The organism is Pseudomonas sessilinigenes (assembly GCF_003850565.1).
In the GTDB taxonomy this organism is placed as follows: Bacteria; Pseudomonadota; Gammaproteobacteria; order Pseudomonadales; family Pseudomonadaceae; genus Aquipseudomonas; species Aquipseudomonas sessilinigenes.
Window position 1 is genome coordinate 5,523,597 of record NZ_CP027706.1, and the last position, 19,437, is coordinate 5,543,033.

At 60.0% G+C, this 19,437-nt stretch carries 19 protein-coding genes; 13 read left to right on the plus strand and 6 right to left on the minus strand.

The window, feature by feature from the left end; translation table 11 throughout:
• Positions 1 to 178 precede the first annotated feature (178 nt).
• On the minus strand, positions 179 to 790 hold the full coding sequence (locus C4K39_RS25395) for an FMN-dependent NADH-azoreductase (protein WP_124347711.1): 612 nt from the start codon (positions 788 to 790) through the stop codon (positions 179 to 181).
• 130 nt (positions 791 to 920) lie between these two features.
• Here C4K39_RS25395 and C4K39_RS25400 point away from each other — a divergent pair, with 130 nt between their 5' ends.
• Positions 921 to 1,829 (plus strand): LysR substrate-binding domain-containing protein, encoded by a 909-nt coding sequence (locus tag C4K39_RS25400; protein WP_068586572.1) that lies wholly within the window; start codon positions 921 to 923, stop codon positions 1,827 to 1,829.
• A gap of 11 nt (positions 1,830 to 1,840) precedes the next feature.
• Positions 1,841 to 2,185 (plus strand): MmcQ/YjbR family DNA-binding protein, encoded by a 345-nt coding sequence (locus tag C4K39_RS25405; protein ID WP_068586681.1) that lies wholly within the window; start codon positions 1,841 to 1,843, stop codon positions 2,183 to 2,185.
• On the opposite strand, the gene C4K39_RS25410 is transcribed toward C4K39_RS25405, so the two are convergent.
• Together C4K39_RS25410 and C4K39_RS25415 are read right to left on the minus strand one after the other, a co-directional pair.
• Complete coding sequence (locus C4K39_RS25410; protein WP_124347712.1) at positions 2,182 to 2,604, minus strand: DUF1294 domain-containing protein; 423 nt, start codon at positions 2,602 to 2,604, stop codon at positions 2,182 to 2,184. The genes C4K39_RS25405 and C4K39_RS25410 overlap by 4 nt on opposite strands.
• Positions 2,601 to 3,431: an undecaprenyl-diphosphate phosphatase gene (locus C4K39_RS25415; protein WP_068586575.1), complete on the minus strand. Its 831-nt coding sequence runs from the start codon at positions 3,429 to 3,431 to the stop codon at positions 2,601 to 2,603. Before C4K39_RS25415 ends, C4K39_RS25410 begins: the two co-directional genes overlap by 4 nt.
• A gap of 294 nt (positions 3,432 to 3,725) precedes the next feature.
• Between C4K39_RS25415 and C4K39_RS25420 the strand changes: the two genes are divergently transcribed.
• From C4K39_RS25420 to fapF, 9 genes are all read left to right on the plus strand, one after another.
• Positions 3,726 to 5,360 carry a methyl-accepting chemotaxis protein gene (locus tag C4K39_RS25420; protein ID WP_124348396.1) on the plus strand — a complete coding sequence of 545 codons (1,635 nt, stop codon included), beginning with the start codon at positions 3,726 to 3,728 and terminating at the stop codon, positions 5,358 to 5,360.
• A 121-nt stretch (positions 5,361 to 5,481) separates the two neighbouring features.
• Entirely contained in the window at positions 5,482 to 6,045 is a 564-nt protein-coding gene (pnuC, locus tag C4K39_RS25425; protein ID WP_068586579.1) for a nicotinamide riboside transporter PnuC, read from the plus strand.
• Positions 6,042 to 6,566 carry an AAA family ATPase gene (locus C4K39_RS25430; RefSeq protein WP_124347713.1) on the plus strand — a complete coding sequence of 175 codons (525 nt, stop codon included), beginning with the start codon at positions 6,042 to 6,044 and terminating at the stop codon, positions 6,564 to 6,566. Before pnuC ends, C4K39_RS25430 begins: the two co-directional genes overlap by 4 nt.
• Before the next feature lie 330 nt (positions 6,567 to 6,896).
• Entirely contained in the window at positions 6,897 to 7,340 is a 444-nt protein-coding gene (gene fapA, locus C4K39_RS25435) for a functional amyloid chaperone FapA (RefSeq protein WP_068586583.1), read from the plus strand.
• Position 7,341: 1 nt separating this feature from the next.
• Positions 7,342 to 7,920, plus strand: a complete 579-nt coding sequence (gene fapB, locus C4K39_RS25440; RefSeq protein ID WP_124347714.1) for a fibril amyloid subunit FapB — start codon at positions 7,342 to 7,344, stop codon at positions 7,918 to 7,920.
• 63 nt (positions 7,921 to 7,983) lie between these two features.
• Complete coding sequence (gene fapC, locus C4K39_RS25445; RefSeq protein WP_124347715.1) at positions 7,984 to 8,952, plus strand: amyloid-like fimbrin subunit FapC; 969 nt, start codon at positions 7,984 to 7,986, stop codon at positions 8,950 to 8,952.
• Between the two features lie 63 nt (positions 8,953 to 9,015).
• Positions 9,016 to 9,696 carry a fibril amyloid maturation endopeptidase FapD gene (gene fapD, locus C4K39_RS25450; protein ID WP_068586595.1) on the plus strand — a complete coding sequence of 227 codons (681 nt, stop codon included), beginning with the start codon at positions 9,016 to 9,018 and terminating at the stop codon, positions 9,694 to 9,696.
• A 45-nt stretch (positions 9,697 to 9,741) separates the two neighbouring features.
• A complete protein-coding gene (fapE, locus tag C4K39_RS25455) occupies positions 9,742 to 10,482 on the plus strand; it encodes a fibril amyloid subunit FapE (protein WP_068586597.1) in 741 nt (246 codons plus the stop codon).
• A gap of 47 nt (positions 10,483 to 10,529) precedes the next feature.
• Positions 10,530 to 11,828 carry a fibril amyloid transporter FapF gene (fapF, locus tag C4K39_RS25460; protein ID WP_124347716.1) on the plus strand — a complete coding sequence of 433 codons (1,299 nt, stop codon included), beginning with the start codon at positions 10,530 to 10,532 and terminating at the stop codon, positions 11,826 to 11,828.
• A 66-nt stretch (positions 11,829 to 11,894) separates the two neighbouring features.
• Here fapF and C4K39_RS25465 read toward each other — a convergent pair whose 3' ends face one another.
• Positions 11,895 to 13,220, minus strand: coding sequence for a sigma-54 dependent transcriptional regulator (locus C4K39_RS25465; protein WP_124347717.1), 1,326 nt, complete (start codon positions 13,218 to 13,220; stop codon positions 11,895 to 11,897).
• A 355-nt stretch (positions 13,221 to 13,575) separates the two neighbouring features.
• On the opposite strand from C4K39_RS25465, the gene C4K39_RS25470 reads away from it, so the two are divergent.
• Complete coding sequence (locus tag C4K39_RS25470) at positions 13,576 to 13,842, plus strand: DUF1652 domain-containing protein (RefSeq protein ID WP_068586606.1); 267 nt, start codon at positions 13,576 to 13,578, stop codon at positions 13,840 to 13,842.
• A gap of 272 nt (positions 13,843 to 14,114) precedes the next feature.
• Here C4K39_RS25470 and C4K39_RS25475 read toward each other — a convergent pair whose 3' ends face one another.
• Complete coding sequence (locus tag C4K39_RS25475) at positions 14,115 to 16,262, minus strand: phosphocholine-specific phospholipase C (RefSeq protein WP_124347718.1); 2,148 nt, start codon at positions 16,260 to 16,262, stop codon at positions 14,115 to 14,117.
• Positions 16,263 to 16,577: 315 nt separating this feature from the next.
• Positions 16,578 to 17,588: a poly(ethylene terephthalate) hydrolase family protein gene (locus tag C4K39_RS25480; protein WP_068586616.1), complete on the minus strand. Its 1,011-nt coding sequence runs from the start codon at positions 17,586 to 17,588 to the stop codon at positions 16,578 to 16,580.
• Between the two features lie 339 nt (positions 17,589 to 17,927).
• Between C4K39_RS25480 and nhaB the strand changes: the two genes are divergently transcribed.
• Positions 17,928 to 19,430 (plus strand): sodium/proton antiporter NhaB, encoded by a 1,503-nt coding sequence (gene nhaB / locus C4K39_RS25485; protein ID WP_124347719.1) that lies wholly within the window; start codon positions 17,928 to 17,930, stop codon positions 19,428 to 19,430.
• Positions 19,431 to 19,437: the final 7 nt, after the last annotated feature.

Below are 19,437 nucleotides of genomic sequence, written 5' to 3' on the forward strand. Positions count from 1 at the left end.
ATCTGGCGTCGCAATGGAGCTACACGGGAAACAAGCCTCGCTTCGTGTGCTGCATAACTCGGGCCAGAAAACGTGAAAAACGCCAATGAAAAAACTCCGTACCCGATCACTGAAAGCAGTGACCGGAATACAGAGTCTAGTAGGGCTGACGCAGGGGGGAAGCGTCTTTACACAAGCCTTACGCGGCAGCGAAGAGCTGTTTGTTGATCTGTACCTGGGCGTCAGTCATGGCCTTGTTGCGCATGTCGTCGCCATAGGCCAGGCCATGAGCACGGACGAACTCGATATCGGTGATGCCCATGAAGCCGAACATGACCCGCAGGTAATCCTCATGCCCTACCCCGGTAGGTTGGCCGACATGCAGGCCACCAGAGGTGGACACCACGATCACCTTCTTGTCGCCGCACAAGCCCTGAGGGCCGGCTTCGGTATAGCGGAAGGTCTGGCCGGCTACCGCAATGCGATCGAACCAGGCCTTGAGCTGGCTGGGAATGGTGAAGTTGTACATGGGGGCTGCCACCACCACCGCATCGGCGGCGAGGAATTCGCTCAGGGTCTGGGCGCTAAGCTGGGCTTCGTGCTCCAGGGCCGCATCACGCAATTCGGCAACGGTACCCGCAGCAACCAGGGTAGCAGCGGAGAAATGACTGATCGCATCAGTAGCCAAGTCGCGGTAGGTCACCACTGCCTGTGGCTCGGCGGCCTTCCAGGCCTGAACCACGTCGCGGCTCAGCTGACGGGAGGCCGAGTTGTCACCAAGAATGCTGGAATCGATATGCAAGAGTTTCATCTGGGATCTCCAAGTGAGGACCGCCACTTGGCGATCGAATGTTGTAAATCCTACCCATGAAACCAATAGCTTATTAGACGGTATAAATGCGATAGTTAATCCCATCAGCAGAACAATAGGGCCGTATCTCATGCAAGACCTCAACGACCTCTACTATTTCGCCAAAGTGGTCGAGGCTGGCGGATTCACTGCGGCCGGCCGGCTGCTGGGGATTCCCAAGTCGCGCCTGTCGCGGCGCATCGCCGAGTTGGAGGAACGACTCAATGCCCGGCTGCTGCAGCGCACCACCCGACAACTGAAGCTGACGGCCGTGGGCGAGCGATACTTGCGCCACTGCCAGGCCATGTTGCTGGAGGCGGCAATGGCCGACGAAGCCGTGGCCAGCATGGCCAGCGAGCCTCGCGGTCGGCTCCGGGTATCGAGCCCGGTCGGCCTGGCCCATGAGCTACTGACCCCCCTAGTGAGCAGCTTCCTGCAAAAGTATCCGCAAGTGCAGTTGGAGATGCTGCTGCTCAATCGTCGTGTCGACCTGATCAACGAAGGCGTCGATGTGGCGCTGCGGGTACGCGAGCAAGGCGATGAGGACCCGCTGCTGGTCACTCGGCGCCTGCGCCAGGCGCAGACCGCGATAGTCGCCAGCCCGGCATTTCTGCAACGCCATCCAGTGGAACATCCGGATGACCTGCGCCACCTGCCGATCCTTGGCGCCCTGGAAGCGGACCGCCTGGTGCATCTGCGCCTACTGGACGAGCAAGGCAACGCCCATGAACTGGCCCTGGAAGCACGCCTTGGGATCGACGACTTCATTGTACGCAGGGCCTGCGCCCTCGCCGGCCTTGGGTGCACAGTGCTGCCGATGCTCTATTGCGAAGAGGAACTGAGCAGCGGCCAACTGATCCAGTTGCTGCCACAATGGTCTCTGCCCGGTGGTTGGCTGCAAGCGGTATACCCCCATCGCCGTGGCGTGATGCCAGCCGTGCGGGCCTGGATCGATCACCTGCGCGAATCCTTCGAAGCCTGTGGAGACAGATTGCTGTGAAAGCCCCACTGATGGATCAAGAACAAGTGGCACAGTTTTGCCTGGGACTGCCCGGTGCCCGGGAAGACTACAAATGGGGAGGTGTGCGGGTGTTCTCGATTGCCGGGACCAAGATGTTCGCCCTGCAGAACCTGCGGGGCGAATCCCTGGCCTTCAAGGTCGACCCTGAGCTGTTCCTCGGCCATGTCGACCGCCCCGGTGTTTCTCCTGCGCCCTACCTGGCTCGCGCCCACTGGGTCATATTGCGCGTGCCCTACCCCCTGGAAGCGGCTGAGTTGAAGCAACTGTTGCAGCGCTCGCATCAGTTGGTGGTGGCCAAGCTACCCAAACGGGCGCAGGTCGGATTGCAGATCTAGATCCAGCTCAACAGGCCGCTCTCAAGAAACAGTCGATCGATCCAGAACACCTGGTGCAAGGCCACGATCAACCAGAACACAGTCTGATAGGACAGCTTGCGGGTCTTGTGTCGCACTAGTTGTTGCGCCAGCAAGGCCCCGGGCCAGCCACCCGCCAGCTCCAGGGCATGCAGGACGTTCTCGGGCGTACGTTGCCCCTGGTCCCGGGCCCGACGTTTGTCGTGCCAGTAGACCAGGAACGTCAGTAGGCTGACCGCGCCGTAGGCCAGCAGAGGAATGGCCGAGACGCCCCGCCACCACAGGGACAGGGCGCCGAACAATGGCAAGGCGCACAACAGGACGAACACCAGCAGCTTGCTCCTGGCATGCTGAATCCGCCCAGCATTGCCCGGACGCCCTTCTTGACGGCTGCCCTTCACGCCTTGGCCGCCGCCCAATCGACCCAACCGAACTGCCAGGTCGCCAGGATCAGCAGGCCAAAGGCGATGCGATACCAGGCGAATGCCGCATAACTGTGGCTGGCAATGAATTTCAGCAACCCCTTGACCGCAATCATCGCGAAGATGAACGCGGTGACAAAGCCGATGGCGAACACCGGCAAGTCGTCAGGTTGGAACAGATGGCGGTACTTGTAGCCGGAGTACACCGCCGCCCCGACCATGGTTGGCATGGCCAGGAAGAACGAGAACTCGGTCGCGGTCTTGCGCGACAGGCCGAAGAGCAAGCCACCGATGATGGTCGAGCCGGAGCGCGAGGTTCCTGGAATCATTGCCAGGCACTGGATGAACCCCACCTTGAGGGCGTCCTTCCAGGTGATTTCATCGACGCTCTCGGCATGGACCTGATGCTGGCGACGCTCGGCCCACAACATGATGATCCCGCCAATCACCAGCGCCGTGGCCACGGTGATCGGGTTGAACAGATAAGCGTGGATCAGGTCGGCGAAAATCACCCCCAGCACCACTGCCGGGAAAAACGCCACCATCAGGTTGACCGTAAAACGCCGGGCCTTGGGCTGGGTGGGCAGGCCCACTACCACATCGAAGATCTTGCGGCGGAATTCCCAGACAACTGCCAGGATCGCGCCCAACTGGATGATGATGTTGAAGGCCATTGCCCGTTCGCCACCAAAATCCAGCAAGTCGGCCACAATGATCTGGTGCCCGGTGCTACTGATGGGTAAAAACTCGGTGAGCCCTTCGACAATCCCGAGTATCAATGCTTGTACGGCGGTCCAAAGATCCATCAATCCCCCAATGAGGCCCTGCTCGTGGCATGCCTCTTTTTAAATATTCAAAGCCTTCACGGCGTCGATCACAGCCAAAACCGCAGCGCTGGCAAGATCAACACAAGCCCATGAAAAATCTGTGAAAAACTCAGAAAACTTCAGGTTTTGTGTAAAGGCGCCGAAATCCTAGCAGACAGGCGCAAAATGCGCCGCGATGTTATTGGACTTCCGTAGGGTTGGCGCTCGCAGGCAGGCATGCTTGGATGCTTACGAGCTTTTATGACAAGAACAAGAATCTGGAGTGACCGGATGATGAATAGCCTACGCAAGATGTCCATCAGCCAGCGCCTGTGGCTGATCCTGGTCGTGGCAGTGCTGACCCTGGTAACCCTGGGCGTGATGATGCTCAAGCAGATTCATGACGACCTGTACCAGGCCAAGGCGCAGAAAACCCAGCATGTGGTGCAGACCGCCGCTGGCGTACTGAACTACTACCAGGGCCTGGAAGCCTCCGGCAGCCTGAGCCGCGGACAGGCGCAGCAGCAGGCACTGCAGGCGGTCCGTGGCCTGCGCTACAACCAGAATGACTATTTCTGGATCAACGACCTGACGCCGGTGATGATCATGCACCCGGCCAACCCCAAGCTTGATGGACAGAACCTGGGCGCTATCAAGGACCCGGACGGTTTCCAGGTATTCAACGAAATGGTGGCGGTGGCCAAGGCCAAGGGTGCCGGCATGGTCGATTACCGCTGGCCCAAGCCCGGAGCCCAGGAGCCGGTGCAGAAGACCTCCTATATCCAACTGTTCCAGCCTTGGGGCTGGATCATCGGCTCCGGGGTGTACATCGATGACCTGCAGGAAGAGTTCTATGCCCAGGTATTGCGTGCGTCCTCGGTTGGCCTGGTGATCGCCCTGCTGATGGGCGCCCTGGTGGTACTGATCGTGCGCAGTATCGTTAGCCCGCTGCGTGAGGCCGTGCACGCCATGGCCAATATCGCCAGCGGTGAAAGCGACCTGACCCGTACCCTGGATACCCACGGCCAGGATGAAGTCACCGAGCTGGCCCGCCACTTCAACGGCTTCACCGCCAAATTGCGTGGCGTCGTGACCCAATTGCAGGCCAGCGCAGCCGCCCTGGAGCAATCCTCCAGCGAACTGGGCAGCAATGCCTCCGAGGCCCAGGAGCGCAGCCAACAGCAATCCTCGCAAATGGAACAGGTGGCAGCCGCCATCAGCCAGGTCACCACCGGCGTCCAGGACGTGGCGCGCAATGCCGAACAGGCCGCCGACGAAGTGCGCGAGGCCGAGGTCCAGGCCCAGCAAGGCCAGGTCAATATCGACAGCAGCCTGCAACAGATCGACCAACTGTCAGGCACCATCGATCAGGCCGTGGAGGTGATCCGTACCCTGGCCACCGAAAGCACCCAGATCGGTACGGTGCTGGAGGTGATCCGCTCCATCGCCGAACAAACCAACCTCCTGGCCCTGAATGCCGCTATCGAGGCCGCCCGCGCCGGCGAGCAGGGCCGGGGTTTTGCCGTAGTCGCCGACGAGGTGCGCCTGCTGGCCCAGCGCACCCAGCAATCCACTGCGGAAATCCAGGGCATGATCGAGCGCCTGCAAAATCACTCCGAAGCGGCCGTCAAGGTCATCGGCGACAGCAGCCGGGCCTCGCAACTGACCATCGAGCAAGCCGGCCTGGCTGGGGCCAGCCTCAGCGCCATCGGCCAGGCGCTGCATACCCTCAACAACCTCAATGCCTCGATTGCCAGCGCTACCCTGCAGCAGGCCCATGTCGTGGAGGACATCAACCACAACGTCGGCCAGGCCGCCGGGCTGTCCCAGGGCACGGCCCTGGCGGCCCAGCACTCCAGTACTGCCAGCCGCCACCTCAAGGAGTTGTCCGAACAGCTCAATGGCCTGCTCCGGCAATTCCGCGTCTGATTTCGCGGTGCGTGCGAATCCGCCGGTGCTGGTTGCACAGGCGGATTCGGGCAAGGCCTGACGCACGGCCCCTACTCTGGGTACAATCCGCCCCCTTTCGCCATTTCCCCAAGGAACCGCCATGTCCGGGCTTGAACTGTTTGCCGCTGCGCTCGGCGTCATTGCCGTCTGGCTGACGGTCAAGCAAAACCCCTGGTGCTGGCCCATCGGCCTGGTCATGGTGCTGCTCTACAGCTGGATCTTCTACGAGGTCAAACTCTATTCCGACATGCTGCTGCAGGTGGTCTATGCCGCGCTGCAGCTCTATGGCTGGTGGCAATGGACCCGCGGCGGCGAGCAGCACCAGGGGCGTCCAGTCAGCCAGCTGCAATACCCGGCGCTGCTCCAGGGACTGGCTCTGGGCGCTCTTGGCAGTCTGCTGCTGGGGGCCGCCATGGCCCATTGGACCGATGCCGCCCAACCCTGGCTCGATGCCGCCCTGACGGCTTTCAGCCTGGTGGCGCAATGGTGGATGGCACAAAAGCGTGTGCAGTGCTGGCCATTGTGGGTCGCGGTAGATGTGATCTTCGTCGGCCTGTTCATCTATAAGGCGCTGTATCTCACTGCGGCCCTATATGCCTTGTTCACCCTGCTGGCCATCCAGGGCTGGCGCAGCTGGCGTGCCGATCCGGCCTTGCAACCATGAAGATCCTGGTCCTTACCGGCCCCGAGTCCAGCGGCAAGAGCTGGTTGGCGGCCGAGCTGCGAGCTCACTTCGGTGGCCTTCAGGTCGCTGAATACGTGCGTCATTTCATGGAACAGGAGCGCCGCGACACCTGCCTGGCCGATATTCCCGAAATCGCCCGAGGCCAACTGGCCTGGGAGGATCAGGCTCGGGCACAGCAACCTGAACTGCTGATTCTCGATACTCACCTGCTGAGCAATATGCTCTGGAGCCAGGTCCTGTTCCACGACTGCCCGCTGTGGCTGGAAGAACAGCTACTGGCCCGGCATTACGACCTGCACCTGCTGCTATCGCCCCAAGGCGTGCCCTGGAGCGGCGACGGCCTGCGCTGCCAGCCACAACTGGCCCAGCGCCAGGCGTTCTTCGACGCCACGCAGCAGTGGCTGGAACAACACCGGCAAACCTATCGGGTCATCGGCGGTGACTGGTCGGCTCGTCGCCAGCAAGCCTTCGAACTGGTCCGGCAGTACCTGCTGGATTGATCGCTGGCGGCCAATCAAGGCTGCCAGTGTCCATTCCTGAAACACTCCTGCGCAGACCCGCCCGCCATTTTCCTGGGCCAACACGGCTAATCGGCAAAACTGTTAAGCCTGCGATACAACAGCCCAGCAACCCGCATTCCAGAGCATTGCCATGGTTATGGCCATTGGCCGCTGGCCAATGCTGTCTCATCCATGAAACAGCTTCTTTGCGTATTCGCCTTGAGAATTCGCAAGTCCTTGATTACTCGAAATAAATGAAAACCGGCACGGCTTCTGCTCTCTCCCTCTCAACGCTGACTAGGGCCAGCACTGAGAAGAAGGAATACCGCCGTGGGGACTCTACCTAGAAGTTTTACCCGCCTGATGCTGATCAGTTGTGCCGTCAGCGCAGTGTGCAGCCTTCCGGCTCTGGCGGCAGGCAATGGCGAGATCGTGCTTGAACGCCAGGTGCACCCGACTATGGCTGGTCGCCCGCTGAACCTCGACAACAACCCCACCACCGTCAATGCCAACCCTTCTGGCCTGGTCACCAGCATGGCCAATGATGAAATGACCGACAGCGAGTTCGCCGGTATCAGCAGCGGCTCCCTGGTCCGGGGAGCGGTGATGCCCAATGGTACTGGGGTTGCCGGCATGAACGTCATCACCAACTCCGATGGCCTGCCCGGCATGGCCGCCGGCCACGGTGGTGGCTCTGGAAGCACCATTTCCAACTCGATCAATCGCTCCATCAGTGCCGGCATGGCGCCCCTGAACAATATCGGAGGCCGTTGAGATGAAACGCGCATTGATCCTGCTGGCCCTGCTCGGCTGCACCTCGGCCATGGCCGATAGCGGTGCCCCGGTCCAGGACACCGCAACCCTGAGCAATTCCGGCGCCCGCTATACCGGCAACCTCAACATCAACCAGGCCGCCGGCGATCAGCAACAACAGACCAACACCCGGGCGATCGCCATCGGCACCAATGCCAGTGCCAGCACCAGCGTGAGCCAGAAAATCACTACGCCAGCCGACCGCTCGGTCAATGCCAGCAGCACCATTGGCGGCAACTCTTTCAGTAACGGTAGCGGCGCACTGGGCGTGAACCAGTCGTCCGGTGCCAACAACCAGATGGCCAATACCTTGCGGATCAGCATCAGCGCCAATCCGCAAGGCATGGACGACAGCGCGCTTTCGCAGCAGAACGTTGCGCTGTCACCAAACTCAGGAGCACCTGATACCCATCAAGGCAGCCGCCAGGTCGCGACCAGCGACCAGGCCTTCACCGGCAGCCGGGGAGTCGTCCAGGTGAACCAGAGTGCCGGGGTGGGGAACCAGATGGCTAACACCCTGAGCATCCGGGTCGCAGACTGACCCTTCGTAGTGCGATTAGAAAGTACCAACACTTAACCAACTAATAAGCACCGGAGAAACACCATGAAACCAACAATGGCTCTCAAACCACTGGTTTTCGCACTGGCCGCCATCATGGCAATGGCTGCCCAGGCAGGTGGAAACAACGACCACGGTCACGGCGGCCACCATGGCAACCAAGGCCCGGATCTCAACACGCTGCTGCAAATCACCGCCGGGGCCGGTGCTGCAGTGACTGACGTCCAAGAAAGCAACACCAACGTGGTGAAAAACCAAGGCACCAACAACAACTCCAAAATAGACAGCTCGTTGAACTGGTCCAACGGCAACATGGGCGCCAACGCCGCAGCCGGTGATGGCAACCAACAAGACAATGCCGCCGCCCTGGCCACCGCCGACGAAAACTTCATCTTCGGTAGCGCCATCGCCGTCTCCAGCGCCACCCAGGTGAACAACAACAACTACGTGAAAAACTCTTCAACCCAAAACAATGCTGTGCTCAACAGCTCGGGCAACAACGGCTCCGGCAACATTGGCATGAACGTCACCTCCGGCGACTTCAACCAACAGAAAAACAACCTGGCAATCGCCGTGTCCGGCGGTCGTGTAGCCACCGCAGCGGCTTCGGCCAACCAGTCCTCGACCAACCTGGTCGTGGATAACAAAGGCGTCCAGGCCTACAAAACCACCACCCTCAGTGGCGGCTTCGTAGCCTCCGGCACCTACAAAGGTACCGGCAGCGGCAAGATCGAAGGCGGCGACGATCATGGCCATGGCTATGGCGACAAAGGCCATGGCAACGACGATCAAAAACTCACCTTCAAGGAACAAGGCACTGTCGAACTGGCTGGCTACTGGACCCAGCAAGTGCTGACCAAAGACGGCTGGAAAAACCCAGTGGTCAACAACGCCAGCATGACCGGCTCGATGAATGGCTTCTCGGGCAACGGTGGGGCCAACGTCTCGGCCGGCGTGGGCAACCAACAAAGCAACTCGCTGTCCATCGCTGCCGGCTGCAAAGCCTGCATGTAGTCGCGATCGTAACGAAAGCCCCGGAAACGGGGCTTTTCCACAGTCTTACCAGGCGTAACGATCATGCGTACTGCAATCCTTATTCTGGCGCTGAGCCTTTGTGGCCCGGTACACGCAGCGCAGATGGCCTTTGCCGGCCTGCCCGATGGCGGCTTGCTCTTCAAAAAGGTACAGAGCGTACGCGAACGCAAGTTCGCCGACCTCGTCGAGCAGAAGACCGATTTCAGCTGCGGTGCCGCCTCCCTGGCCACCATCCTGCGCCACGCCTACTGGCTGGATGTCAATGAAGAACAGGTGATCAAGGGCATGCTGACCACGTCGGATCAGAAACTGGTCCAGACCCAGGGGTTTTCCATGCTCGACATGAAGCGCTACGCCGAGAGCATCGGCATGCGTGCCCGCGGCTACCGGATCCCGGCCGACAAGCTCGAATCCGTGAGCATTCCGGTGATCGTGCTGATGGAAATCCGCGGCTACAAGCACTTCGTGGTACTGCAACGGGCGCAAAAAGACTGGGTGTACATCGGCGACCCGGTCCTGGGACACAAGCGCTATACCCATGAAGATTTCGTCAAGGGCTGGAATGGCATCGTCTTTGCCATCATCGGCCCCGGCTATGACAAGACCAATGCGTTGCTCGACCCACCTGCCCCGCTGACCGCGAAAAACAAGCTCGATACCTTCTACCCGGTCCGAGATGCGGAGCTGATGGATTTTGGTTTCATCCAGAGCGACTTCTTCTAGAAGCCCAGACAACTAGAAAGGGGCAGGATGCTCCGGGAGCAGCAGATGAAGACTTCATACTGGCTGGCCGCGGCCTGCCTGGCAGCAGCTCTTCCGGCCCATGCGGGTTTCAAGCCCATTGAAGTGCAGGACCAGGAACTCTCGCAACTGCGCGGCCGCTATGTCATGCCCGGGCGCATCATCAGTTTCGGCATCGTCATGAGCACGACCTGGCGCAACGCCAGTGGCGACCTGATCGGCGCCAGCAGCACCCTGCAGATCCAGCAGTCGACGATCAAACCCCAGTTCTATGTCACCACCATCAACCAGACCGGCAATGGCAGCACCCCTGCCCAGGGCACCGGCAATGTGATCGGCGGCTCTGGCCTGGGCACCGGCCAGGGCGTGACCCAGGTGGTCCGGGCTGCGGGCGACGGCAACAGCGCCTACAACAACGTCAGCATCAACGTCAGCGAGGCCAATCAGGCACCGACCCAGGGCATTAGCCCCGGCCAGGCACTGGTAAACGGCCAGACCATCACCAGTAGCAACGCTGCCGGCAGCGTCACGGTCTCGGCGCTCAATAGCGGCATCCAGATGGCCATCCAGGCCAATGCCAACCAGGGTAATACCCTGCAGCAAGTGGCCCAGGGCAATGTGTTGCAGAACACCCGTCTATTGGGCAACAGCAACTTGGTGAACAACCTCACCCAACTCAATGTTGTCCTACAAAACAACGGCCCTAGCACCGGCGCGCTGGACTGCAATCTGACTACGCTGAACGGACTACGCAATTTGAAATTCTGAACTACGCTGCTTTCGACCATTGGGGTTTACAAGGGACGGTTTATTTCATGTATCGATCGGTTTCACTGCGCGCGGTTGTATGTTTGAGCACCCTCTTTCCGATGGCGCTGCAAGCAGCGCCCGACTCGGATGTAGAGGCCCTGAAACGGGAACTTCTGGAGCTGAAGCAGCGTTATGACGTGCAACAGAAGGCACTGGCAGTCTTGGAGCAACGGGTCCGCCAGGTCGAGGACCAGCCTGCCGCCCCACAGCCCAAGCGCCTGGCCAAGTCGCCTTCGGACCTCAAGGGCAACCCCCAGGTTGCCGGTACCGGGGCCGCAGCGGCCTCCGGAGGTGCTGGCGGCGGTGCCAGCTATGGGCAGTCGCTCAAGGATGATTCGACTCCCGCCCAGAGCGTGACCAACCTGTATGACGAGGCCAGTGGCTTCTTTGGCGGCGGCAAGTTCAGCTTTGAAACCGGCCTGACCTACGCCCGCTACGACACTCGCCAGCTGGTCCTCAATGGGTTTCTGGCACTGGACTCGATTCTCCTGGGTAACATCAACCTGGACAGGATCAAGTCGGATACCTGGACCATGGACCTGACCGCCCGTTACAACCTCAATAACCGTTGGCAGTTCGATATCAACGCACCGGTCGTCTACCGCGAGTCGGTTTACTCGGCAGGAGGTGCTAATGGTGGATCGGCGCAGTCTATCTCAGAGAAAACCGTCACTCGCGATCCTACGCTGGGAGATGTCAACTTCGGGGTTGCCTACAAATTCCTCGACGAATCCGACAGCCTTCCTGATGCCGTGGTCAGCCTGCGGGTAAAAGCCCCCACCGGCAAGGACCCGTTCGGCATCAAGTTTGTTCAAGCAAACCCAGGCAACAGCAACCTGTTCGTACCGGAAAGCCTGCCAACCGGTAACGGCGTCTGGTCCATCACCCCAGGTATCTCGCTGGTCAAGACCTTCGACCCGGCGGTGCTCTTCGGTAGCGTGTCCTACACCCACAGCCTGGAAGAGTCCTTTGGAGACCTCAGCTCTACCGTCGGCACCAAGACACCGGGCAAGGTGAAGATGGGAGACAGCTTCCAGGTCGGCGCCGGTGTAGCCTTCGCCCTGAACGAGAAAATGAGCATGGCGTTCTCGGTTTCCGACCAGATCCAGCGCAAGAGCAAGATCAAGTACAGCGGCCAGGACTGGCAAAGCGTGGAGTCCAGCGATGCCAACGCCGCCTACTTCAACGTCGGCATGACCATTGCAGCCACCGACCACCTGACCATCGTGCCCAACCTGGCCCTGGGCATGACACAGGACGCCCCGGACTTCACCTTCAGCCTGAAATTCCCCTACTACTTCTAAGCCGCCGCAAAAACCAAGGCCCGCAGCGATTCTCCAATCGCCGCGGGCCTTGGCCTTTCTCCCGCCCTAGCGGATCTGGTGCTTGTGCAGCAAACGGTAGAAGGTCGGGCGTGAAATACCCAGGACCCGGGCGGCGACGCTGAGGTTGTCGCTATGGCGGTTGAGCACGTCGCACAAGGCCTGATGCTCGGCACGATGCTTGTAGTCTTCCAGGGTGCCCATGGGCACATCTTGGGAAGGCAGGCTGTGCAGGCCCAGATCGCTGGGCTGGATCTGCCGTCCTTCGGCCAATACCAGGCCACGGCGCACCCGATTGGCCAGCTCACGGACATTGCCCGGCCAGTCGTGCTTGCCCATGGCTACCAGGGCATCCTCGCTGAAGCTGCGCGGCCGGCGCCCGGTTTCCTGACTGTAGAAATGCGCAAAATGGCTGGCCAGCATGCCCAGGTCGCCATGGCGCTCACGCAAGGGCGCCGTGACCACCTGCAGCACATTGAGCCGGTAGTACAAGTCTTCGCGAAAACGACCGCTGATGATGGCCGCTTCCAAGTCCACGTGGGTCGCCGCCAGTACCCGGACATCCACTGGGATCGGCTGGCTACCCCCTACCCGCTCGATGTGTTTTTCCTGGAGAAAACGCAACAGGTTGGCCTGTAGCTCCAGAGGCAAGTCACCTATTTCATCCAGGAACAGCGTGCCGCCATTGGCCGCCTCGATGCGCCCCACCTTGCGCTGGTGAGCACCGGTGAAGGCCCCCTTTTCATGCCCGAACAACTCGGACTGGATCAGGTGCTCCGGAATCGCTCCGCAGTTGATGGCGACAAAGGGCTTGTCATGGCGCAGGGATTGGCGGTGCAGAGTGCGCGCCACCAGCTCCTTGCCGGTACCGCTCTCCCCACGGATCAACACGGGCGACTCGGTGGGTGCCAACTTACCGAGCAGCTTGCGCAGGTCACGGATCGAACGGCTGTCACCCAGCAGCTCGTGTTCTGGCTGGTCCACATGGATCGAACCCTGGCCCCGCAAGCGCGCCATCCCAAAAGCGCGTCCCAGGGTGACCTGCACCCGCGACACATCGAATGGCAAGGTATGAAAGTCGAAAAACCACTCGCAGACGAAGTCACCGACCTTTTGCAGTCGCAGGACTTCCTGGCTCAGCACTGCTATCCACTCGGTGCCGCTGCGGCTGATCAGGTCCTTGACCGCTTCCGGGCGCTCCAGATGGAAAGGTTGCAGGCGCAACAGGCCAACATCGCACGAGCGCTCGCGCGCAGACTCCAGGTCACAGCTATCGACGTCCCAACCGATGGTACGCAACCCGGGTAACAACCGATGGCAGTCCTCGCAGGGGTCCACCACCAGCAAACGACGCTGCGCGCAAGCTTCGAGCATGACTGTTCCTCGGTGCCCAAAAAAGCGGAAAAGTTACTAGAAACAGCGGCTTGGAAAACCTGGCTGTAACATTAGCAAGAACTTGACACCGGAATGTATCAATTGCTTATAGCGCTGATTACCAAAGGAACTAAGGTGCGCATCGAGGGTCCATCCGAGCGACTGATTGTCGCAGTTGTTTTTTAAAAACCCCGCAACTAAAGGCTCTGACACAAGCCTCTTCGACGAAAGATGTAAAAACTTGTTTTTCGGTGTGACCCGATGCCTATCTCGGTGCATCAGTACAAATAACCAGCCGAACGGTAAGCCCAACCGACGGCACATCATTTGATTGGGCACATAGAGAGAAGACCCCATGAACGCCCCGCTCCGTATCAACGAAGCACTCTTGATCGCCGACCGCGCATTCCAGCCTTTCCAATGCGTGGCCTGGGCCCCACAGGACGGTAACGGCGAGCTGAGCCTGACCGTTGTCGACCGCACCAGCACCCGTATTGGCCGTGCCCAGATTCCCTGCAGCGCCTACTCCGATCCAGCCCAGCTGGAAACCCTGCTCAAGCAGGCTCGTGACGAGCTGAGCCTGGGCGGCTATACCCTACAATCCTGGGTCATGCCTAAGTAAGCATTGCTGTTAGCGGATCCCCTCCAGGGGATCCGCTATTTGAAGCAAACAACTAAGCACGCTATCTATTCACACCATTCATCACAACTTCTGCCATGCAGCATTAGTTGCTTTTGGCATTCCTGCAGCAGGCGGTAGTTTCATTCTCACAGTGACTATCCCGTGCCTGCACCTGTGCGAAGACCTTCCCAGTAAAGAACCGGTTTGTCTTTAGGCCGCCCCCTCGAAAAGCGCATGGCCGGCGTACAAAACCCGTTCACCGGGACCAGCCCTCACCCCTGCCCCATCAATGGATCACTGATGCTATGGGCGCCGGTTTCCAGACGCCCGGCCACGCGGCGCAGCCAGCCACCCTCACTGTGCAATGTCAGGTCATACCAACCGCCGCTGGACTCGCAGGCAAACACCTGGCGCACCTGCGCCCCGGCAGGCACCGACAATGTCCACGGCCCCTGCTGGGTATAGGGGCAACGGTCGATAGAGATCGATACCGCATGCTCTCCAGGGTTGCTCAGGGTCAGTTGCAACTGATTGTGGCTGGAAGTCACTAGCAGTTCGGGCTGGCGCAACTGCAACTGGCCGTGAAAACTGCGGTGAAAGCCGTTCGGCCCCAATACCCATAGCTGATAGCGCTCCACCACCGACCAACTGTCCTGCAGCGCCTTGCCGGCCTCCACGGTGTAACGCCGTGGAATATCGCTCAGGCGCAGGCAATCGTAGACATGGAACACCGCCCCTTGCTCGCCCGTGTTCTGCAGGCTCAGGGACAAACTCCGGGTCTTGGGGTCGAGTTGGCTGTCGACATGCAGCCGGTATGGCAGGGCTCGCGAAGGACGGGCCAGGCGTTTCTGTACCGGAGGCAACTGCTTGCTGGCCGATGGCACCGGCACGGGCAACAGCTTTTCCTGACGCTGGCGCAGGCTGTCGGCGGCCTGGCGCGTGGTGGTCTGCAACGCTGGCAGTGGTTCATGGTTGGGGTCGACGAAGTTGAACGCCGAGATCAGGTCGCCACATACCGCGCGACGCCAGGCACTGATGTTCGGCTCACGAACACCGAAGCGTTTTTCCAAAAATTGCAGGACCGAGGTGTGATCGAACACCTGCGAGTTGACCCAGCCGCCGCGACTCCAGGGCGAAAGCACCAGCATCGGTACCCGTGGCCCGGGCCCATACACGCCGCCATCGGGGCGTGGTTGCTGGGTCGAGCCCGGTGGCGCCGGGTGCTTGAACAACTCGTTGTCGAAACCTAGCGTCGATTTGCCGGCAAAGCTGCCGTCCTGGCGTTGGGAAGGTGCCGAAGGCGACGGTACGTGGTCGAAGAAGCCATCGTTTTCATCGTAGGTCAGCAACAGCACGGTCTTGCTCCAGACCTCGGGATTGCTGGTCAGGGCCTGCAGGATCTCCTGGGCGAACCAGCCACCCTGTACCGGGCTCGATGGCCCGGGATGCTCCGAGTAGGCCGCCGGGGCCACGATCCAGCTGACCTGGGGCAGCTTGCCCGCCTGCACGTCGTTGCGAAACCCGGCGATGATCGCTTCCAGGTTGCTGCCACTGCTGGCTGGCAGGGTATTGCCGTTGCCCTTGTACAAGGGCGCCACGGCATTGAGCGCATCGCTATAAGGCACGTAGGCATTGAAGCCACTGGGGGGCTGGGCCGGATTGCCCACCTGTACGCTGGCTGCACGGTACTGGCGAAAGCCAGCCAAGGGGTTGTCGCCAAAGTTATCCGGCAGATGCTGGTAGACCTTCCAGCTGACCCCTTGCTCCTCCAACCGCTCGGGGTAGGTTTTCCAGCTGTAGCCAACGTTGGTTGGCCCCGGACCGTCCCATTCATTGACCACCGCAGCCACCTGGGCCGCGGACGCACCATTGCTGCCGGTCCAGAGAAACAGCCGATTGGGGTTGGTGCCCGCATGCACCGAACAGTGATAGGCGTCGCACAGGGTGAAGGTATTGGCCAGGGCGAACTGGAAAGGCAATTCCTGCTCGCGGTAGTAACCCATGGACGTGCTGGTCTTGTGCGTCGGCCAGGCATTCATGCGCCCATCACTCCAGGCCGCATGGGCGTCAGGCCAGGTATGCGGCGTGCCACTGACCCGCTGGGCATTGCCACGGGAACTGTCCAGGTGATACGGCATGACGATCCGGCCTTTGCCCTGCTGCTCCCAGACATCGCGCTGGCCGGACAACGGAATGGTGAAGCGATCACTGAAGCCGCGAACCCCGGGAAAGGTGCCGAAGTAATGATCGAAGGAGCGGTTTTCCTGCATCAGGATGACGACATGTTCGACGTCCTTGATTGTCCCCGTGCGGTTGTTCGCCGGTATGGCCAGGGCTTGGCGAATGGACAGCGGCAAGGATGAAAAGAACGAGCCGATGGCGGCCGCCTGCAAGAGCTTCCTGCGTGTAAGACTGGGCATGGGTCATTGAATCCTTATGGTTGCAGCGCGATATAGGACGCTGCATGCAAAGTATTCACAGCAAATAACAATGCAGTGACATTGGCATTGCAATAACTTGATGCCGTACCCATGAACTCGACACTGTCCCTGATTGCAACGGCGCTACTAACCCATATCGATTAGATATTGGAAGAATATTCAATGAAAAAAACACCCGAGTTCAGTGCTCCCTGAGCCAAACATGATCCGGGCCATTTAACGCCTTGGTCTTGGATTTACCGGGAAACAGGATCGACCTGTTCCCGGCCAGCTCATCTATACAGCCCACACCTTCTATTGCAGCTCATCGGCCACTTCATTGCGTTGCACTCGAAGTGGGTTGAAGATCAAGCGAATGAACTGCGGGTCCTGCGCCAGCTTGTAGTCCTTGCCCACAAAATATTCCCTGGCCGCCGGATCATTCTTAGCCACGTACAACACCCACGCGGTAGTGATACCCGCGAATTCGTTTTCCCTGACAACCCGCACCGGGCTGAAATGCGTAGCGTTATGGGCCGTGGCGCTCCACCCCGGCACCGTCCTGATCAGGCCGCCTTGCCACAACCTGGGCCATGCCCAGGCCGGTACCACCACATCTGCCGCACCGGTGAGCACCAGTGTTGGAGTCCTCACCGTCGAGCCAAGGCCGATCGGCCCGGGCTCGATCGGCAGGGAGCCGATGAAACTCAACTGCGGGTCGATGGCCCTCAAGGTCTCTGGCGCAAGGCTCGAAGACAGGATCGAAGCCCCTCCTCCCGCCGAATGCCCGGCCACGATGGTGCGTGACAGGTCGACCTTGCCAAACAGCGGCGAGGTCGGGTCCTGATTGAGCTTGCTCAACTCGACAGCCCCCAGGACATGCATGCTCGGCGCGGTATTGATGAAGTCGGAAGACACCACCACGATGAAACCGTAGCTCGCCCATAGCCGCAGCAGATTCGTATATTGTCCCTGGTTGGAAAGAATACCGCCGACGAAATTGATCACCGGCAACTTGTCCAGGGTCTTTATATTGGAAGGGTAATAAACACTGGTGGAAATCGGATTGGAGAAACCATAAGGAAAAGACTGATTGCATTGAACACTGTTATCCAGCAGCAGGATCCTGGCCAATACCCCCAATAACCCACGACAGTCACCAAGTACTGCATTGGTGGAAACATTGTAGGGCCCTGCCGTCTTGGCAAACTGCTCGTTTGCCAATCCGAATGCCGGAACAAGCTGAGAGGCGCCGACCAAGCCTCCATGTCCAAGAATGATCGTGCCCAGACACAAAGACAGCAGATACCTTGATATCGATTTCATGATAAGTCCCTTTATGTTCTTGCCACTCCTGCAAGACCGAATACCGATGCCTGGCCATGCTTGCGTTAGTTTCGAATAGATCCACCTCAAAAGGTGGTAGTTGAACCGCAACAGCACTGAAACATCATGGCCTTGGTTGTTCCTCAACCACCCACGACCCTAGACAAGGCAAATTCAGCGGTCAATGACTGTTGGTCGACGCGACTCACCCTGCTCCGCCTCGTTGCTCCAGCCTTGATGACTGCCGAAACGCGAGATTGTGGCAAAAGATTTCATCGTTTCTTGATTCTCAATCCTGCTTGCGGCAACTTGCGCCCTTCTCACTACAAGGAGCAGCCAATGTCCGGCTCAATGGCCCAGGCGTTCACCCACAATTTTCTCGGCCACTCACCCCGCTGGTACAAGGCAAGCATTGTCGCGTTCCTGGTGCTCAATCCCCTGCTGTTCTTCTGCATCAGCCCCGCCGCTGCCGGCTGGTGCCTGGTGATCGAATTCATCTTCACCCTGGCCATGGCTCTCAAGTGCTACCCCTTGATGCCTGGCGGATTGTTGCTGGTGCAAGCGATGCTGTTGGGCATGGCCACGCCTGAAGCGTTGTACGAGGAACTGGTGCACAACTTCCCGGTGATCCTGCTGCTGATGTTCATGGTCGCCGGCATCTACTTCATGAAAGAGTTGCTGTTGTTTCTGTTCTCCCGGTTGCTGCTGGGGGTGCGTTCCAAGGCCTTGCTGGGTTTGCTGTTCTGTTTTCTCTCAGCCTTTCTCTCGGCGTTTCTCGACGCCCTGACAGTCACCGCAGTGATCATCAGCGCGGCGGTCGGCTTCTATTCCGTTTATCACCGGGTAGCAACAGGCAACGATCCACGCCAGGACAGCGCCTACGGCGACGACCAGCACTTGCCGGCGCTGCATCACGGTGACCTGGAACAATTCCGTGCCTTCCTGCGCAGCCTGCTGATGCATGGTGCCGTGGGCACTGCCCTGGGGGGCGTCTGCACCCTGGTGGGCGAACCCCAGAACCTGCTGATCGGCCATGAAATGGGCTGGCACTTTGTCGATTTCTTCAGCAAGGTGGCGCCCGTCTCCCTGCCGGTACTGGCCGCCGGGCTGGTGACTTGTGTGCTGTTGGAGAAACTGCGCTGGTTCGGCTACGGCACCCTGCTGCCGGACAATGTCCGCCAGGTACTGGCCAACTACGCCGCCGAAGACGATGCCCAGCGTACGCCCCGTCAGCGCGCAGCCTTGCTGGTGCAGGGGCTGGCCGCACTGATCCTGATCATTGGCCTGGCCCTGCATGTGGCCGAGGTCGGACTGATCGGCCTGCTGGTGATCGTACTGATCACCGCCTTCACCGGGATCACCGACGAACACCGCCTGGGCAACGCCTTCAAGGACGCCATGCCCTTCACCGCACTGCTGGTGGTGTTCTTTGCGGTGGTCGCGGTAATCCACCAGCAGCAACTGTTCACGCCATTGATCCAGTGGGTCCTGGCGCTGCCCGCCGATAGCCAGCCTGGCATGCTGTTCATCGCCAATGGCCTGCTCTCGGCCATCAGCGACAACGTGTTCGTCGCCACTATCTATATCACCGAGGTCAAGCAAGCCTTCCTGAACGGGCAGATGAGCCGCGAACATTTCGAGACCCTGGCCATCGCCATCAATACCGGCACCAACCTGCCCAGCGTGGCTACTCCCAATGGCCAGGCGGCGTTCCTGTTCCTGCTGACCTCGGCAATCGCGCCGCTGGTGCGCCTGTCCTATGGACGGATGGTGTGGATGGCCCTGCCCTATACCCTGGTGATGGGCGTACTGGGCTGGTATGCCGTCAGCTACTGGCTCTAGGAAAGGC

Excerpts from the sequence above, each read along its gene's own strand:
- C4K39_RS25395 (WP_124347711.1), bottom strand. The coding sequence starts at position 790 with ATGAAACTCTTGCATATCGATTCCAGCATTCTTGGTGACAACTCGGCC.
- C4K39_RS25400 (WP_068586572.1), top strand. The coding sequence starts at position 921 with ATGCAAGACCTCAACGACCTCTACTATTTCGCCAAAGTGGTCGAGGCT.
- C4K39_RS25405 (WP_068586681.1), top strand. The coding sequence starts at position 1,841 with ATGGATCAAGAACAAGTGGCACAGTTTTGCCTGGGACTGCCCGGTGCC.
- C4K39_RS25415 (WP_068586575.1), bottom strand. The coding sequence starts at position 3,431 with ATGGATCTTTGGACCGCCGTACAAGCATTGATACTCGGGATTGTCGAA.
- C4K39_RS25420 (WP_124348396.1), top strand. The coding sequence starts at position 3,726 with ATGAATAGCCTACGCAAGATGTCCATCAGCCAGCGCCTGTGGCTGATC.
- pnuC (WP_068586579.1), top strand. The coding sequence starts at position 5,482 with ATGTCCGGGCTTGAACTGTTTGCCGCTGCGCTCGGCGTCATTGCCGTC.
- C4K39_RS25430 (WP_124347713.1), top strand. The coding sequence starts at position 6,042 with ATGAAGATCCTGGTCCTTACCGGCCCCGAGTCCAGCGGCAAGAGCTGG.
- fapB (WP_124347714.1), top strand. The coding sequence starts at position 7,342 with ATGAAACGCGCATTGATCCTGCTGGCCCTGCTCGGCTGCACCTCGGCC.
- fapC (WP_124347715.1), top strand. The coding sequence starts at position 7,984 with ATGAAACCAACAATGGCTCTCAAACCACTGGTTTTCGCACTGGCCGCC.
- fapD (WP_068586595.1), top strand. The coding sequence starts at position 9,016 with ATGCGTACTGCAATCCTTATTCTGGCGCTGAGCCTTTGTGGCCCGGTA.
- fapE (WP_068586597.1), top strand. The coding sequence starts at position 9,742 with ATGAAGACTTCATACTGGCTGGCCGCGGCCTGCCTGGCAGCAGCTCTT.
- fapF (WP_124347716.1), top strand. The coding sequence starts at position 10,530 with ATGTATCGATCGGTTTCACTGCGCGCGGTTGTATGTTTGAGCACCCTC.
- C4K39_RS25465 (WP_124347717.1), bottom strand. The coding sequence starts at position 13,220 with ATGCTCGAAGCTTGCGCGCAGCGTCGTTTGCTGGTGGTGGACCCCTGC.
- C4K39_RS25470 (WP_068586606.1), top strand. The coding sequence starts at position 13,576 with ATGAACGCCCCGCTCCGTATCAACGAAGCACTCTTGATCGCCGACCGC.
- C4K39_RS25475 (WP_124347718.1), bottom strand. The coding sequence starts at position 16,262 with ATGCCCAGTCTTACACGCAGGAAGCTCTTGCAGGCGGCCGCCATCGGC.
- C4K39_RS25480 (WP_068586616.1), bottom strand. The coding sequence starts at position 17,588 with ATGAAATCGATATCAAGGTATCTGCTGTCTTTGTGTCTGGGCACGATC.
- nhaB (WP_124347719.1), top strand. The coding sequence starts at position 17,928 with ATGTCCGGCTCAATGGCCCAGGCGTTCACCCACAATTTTCTCGGCCAC.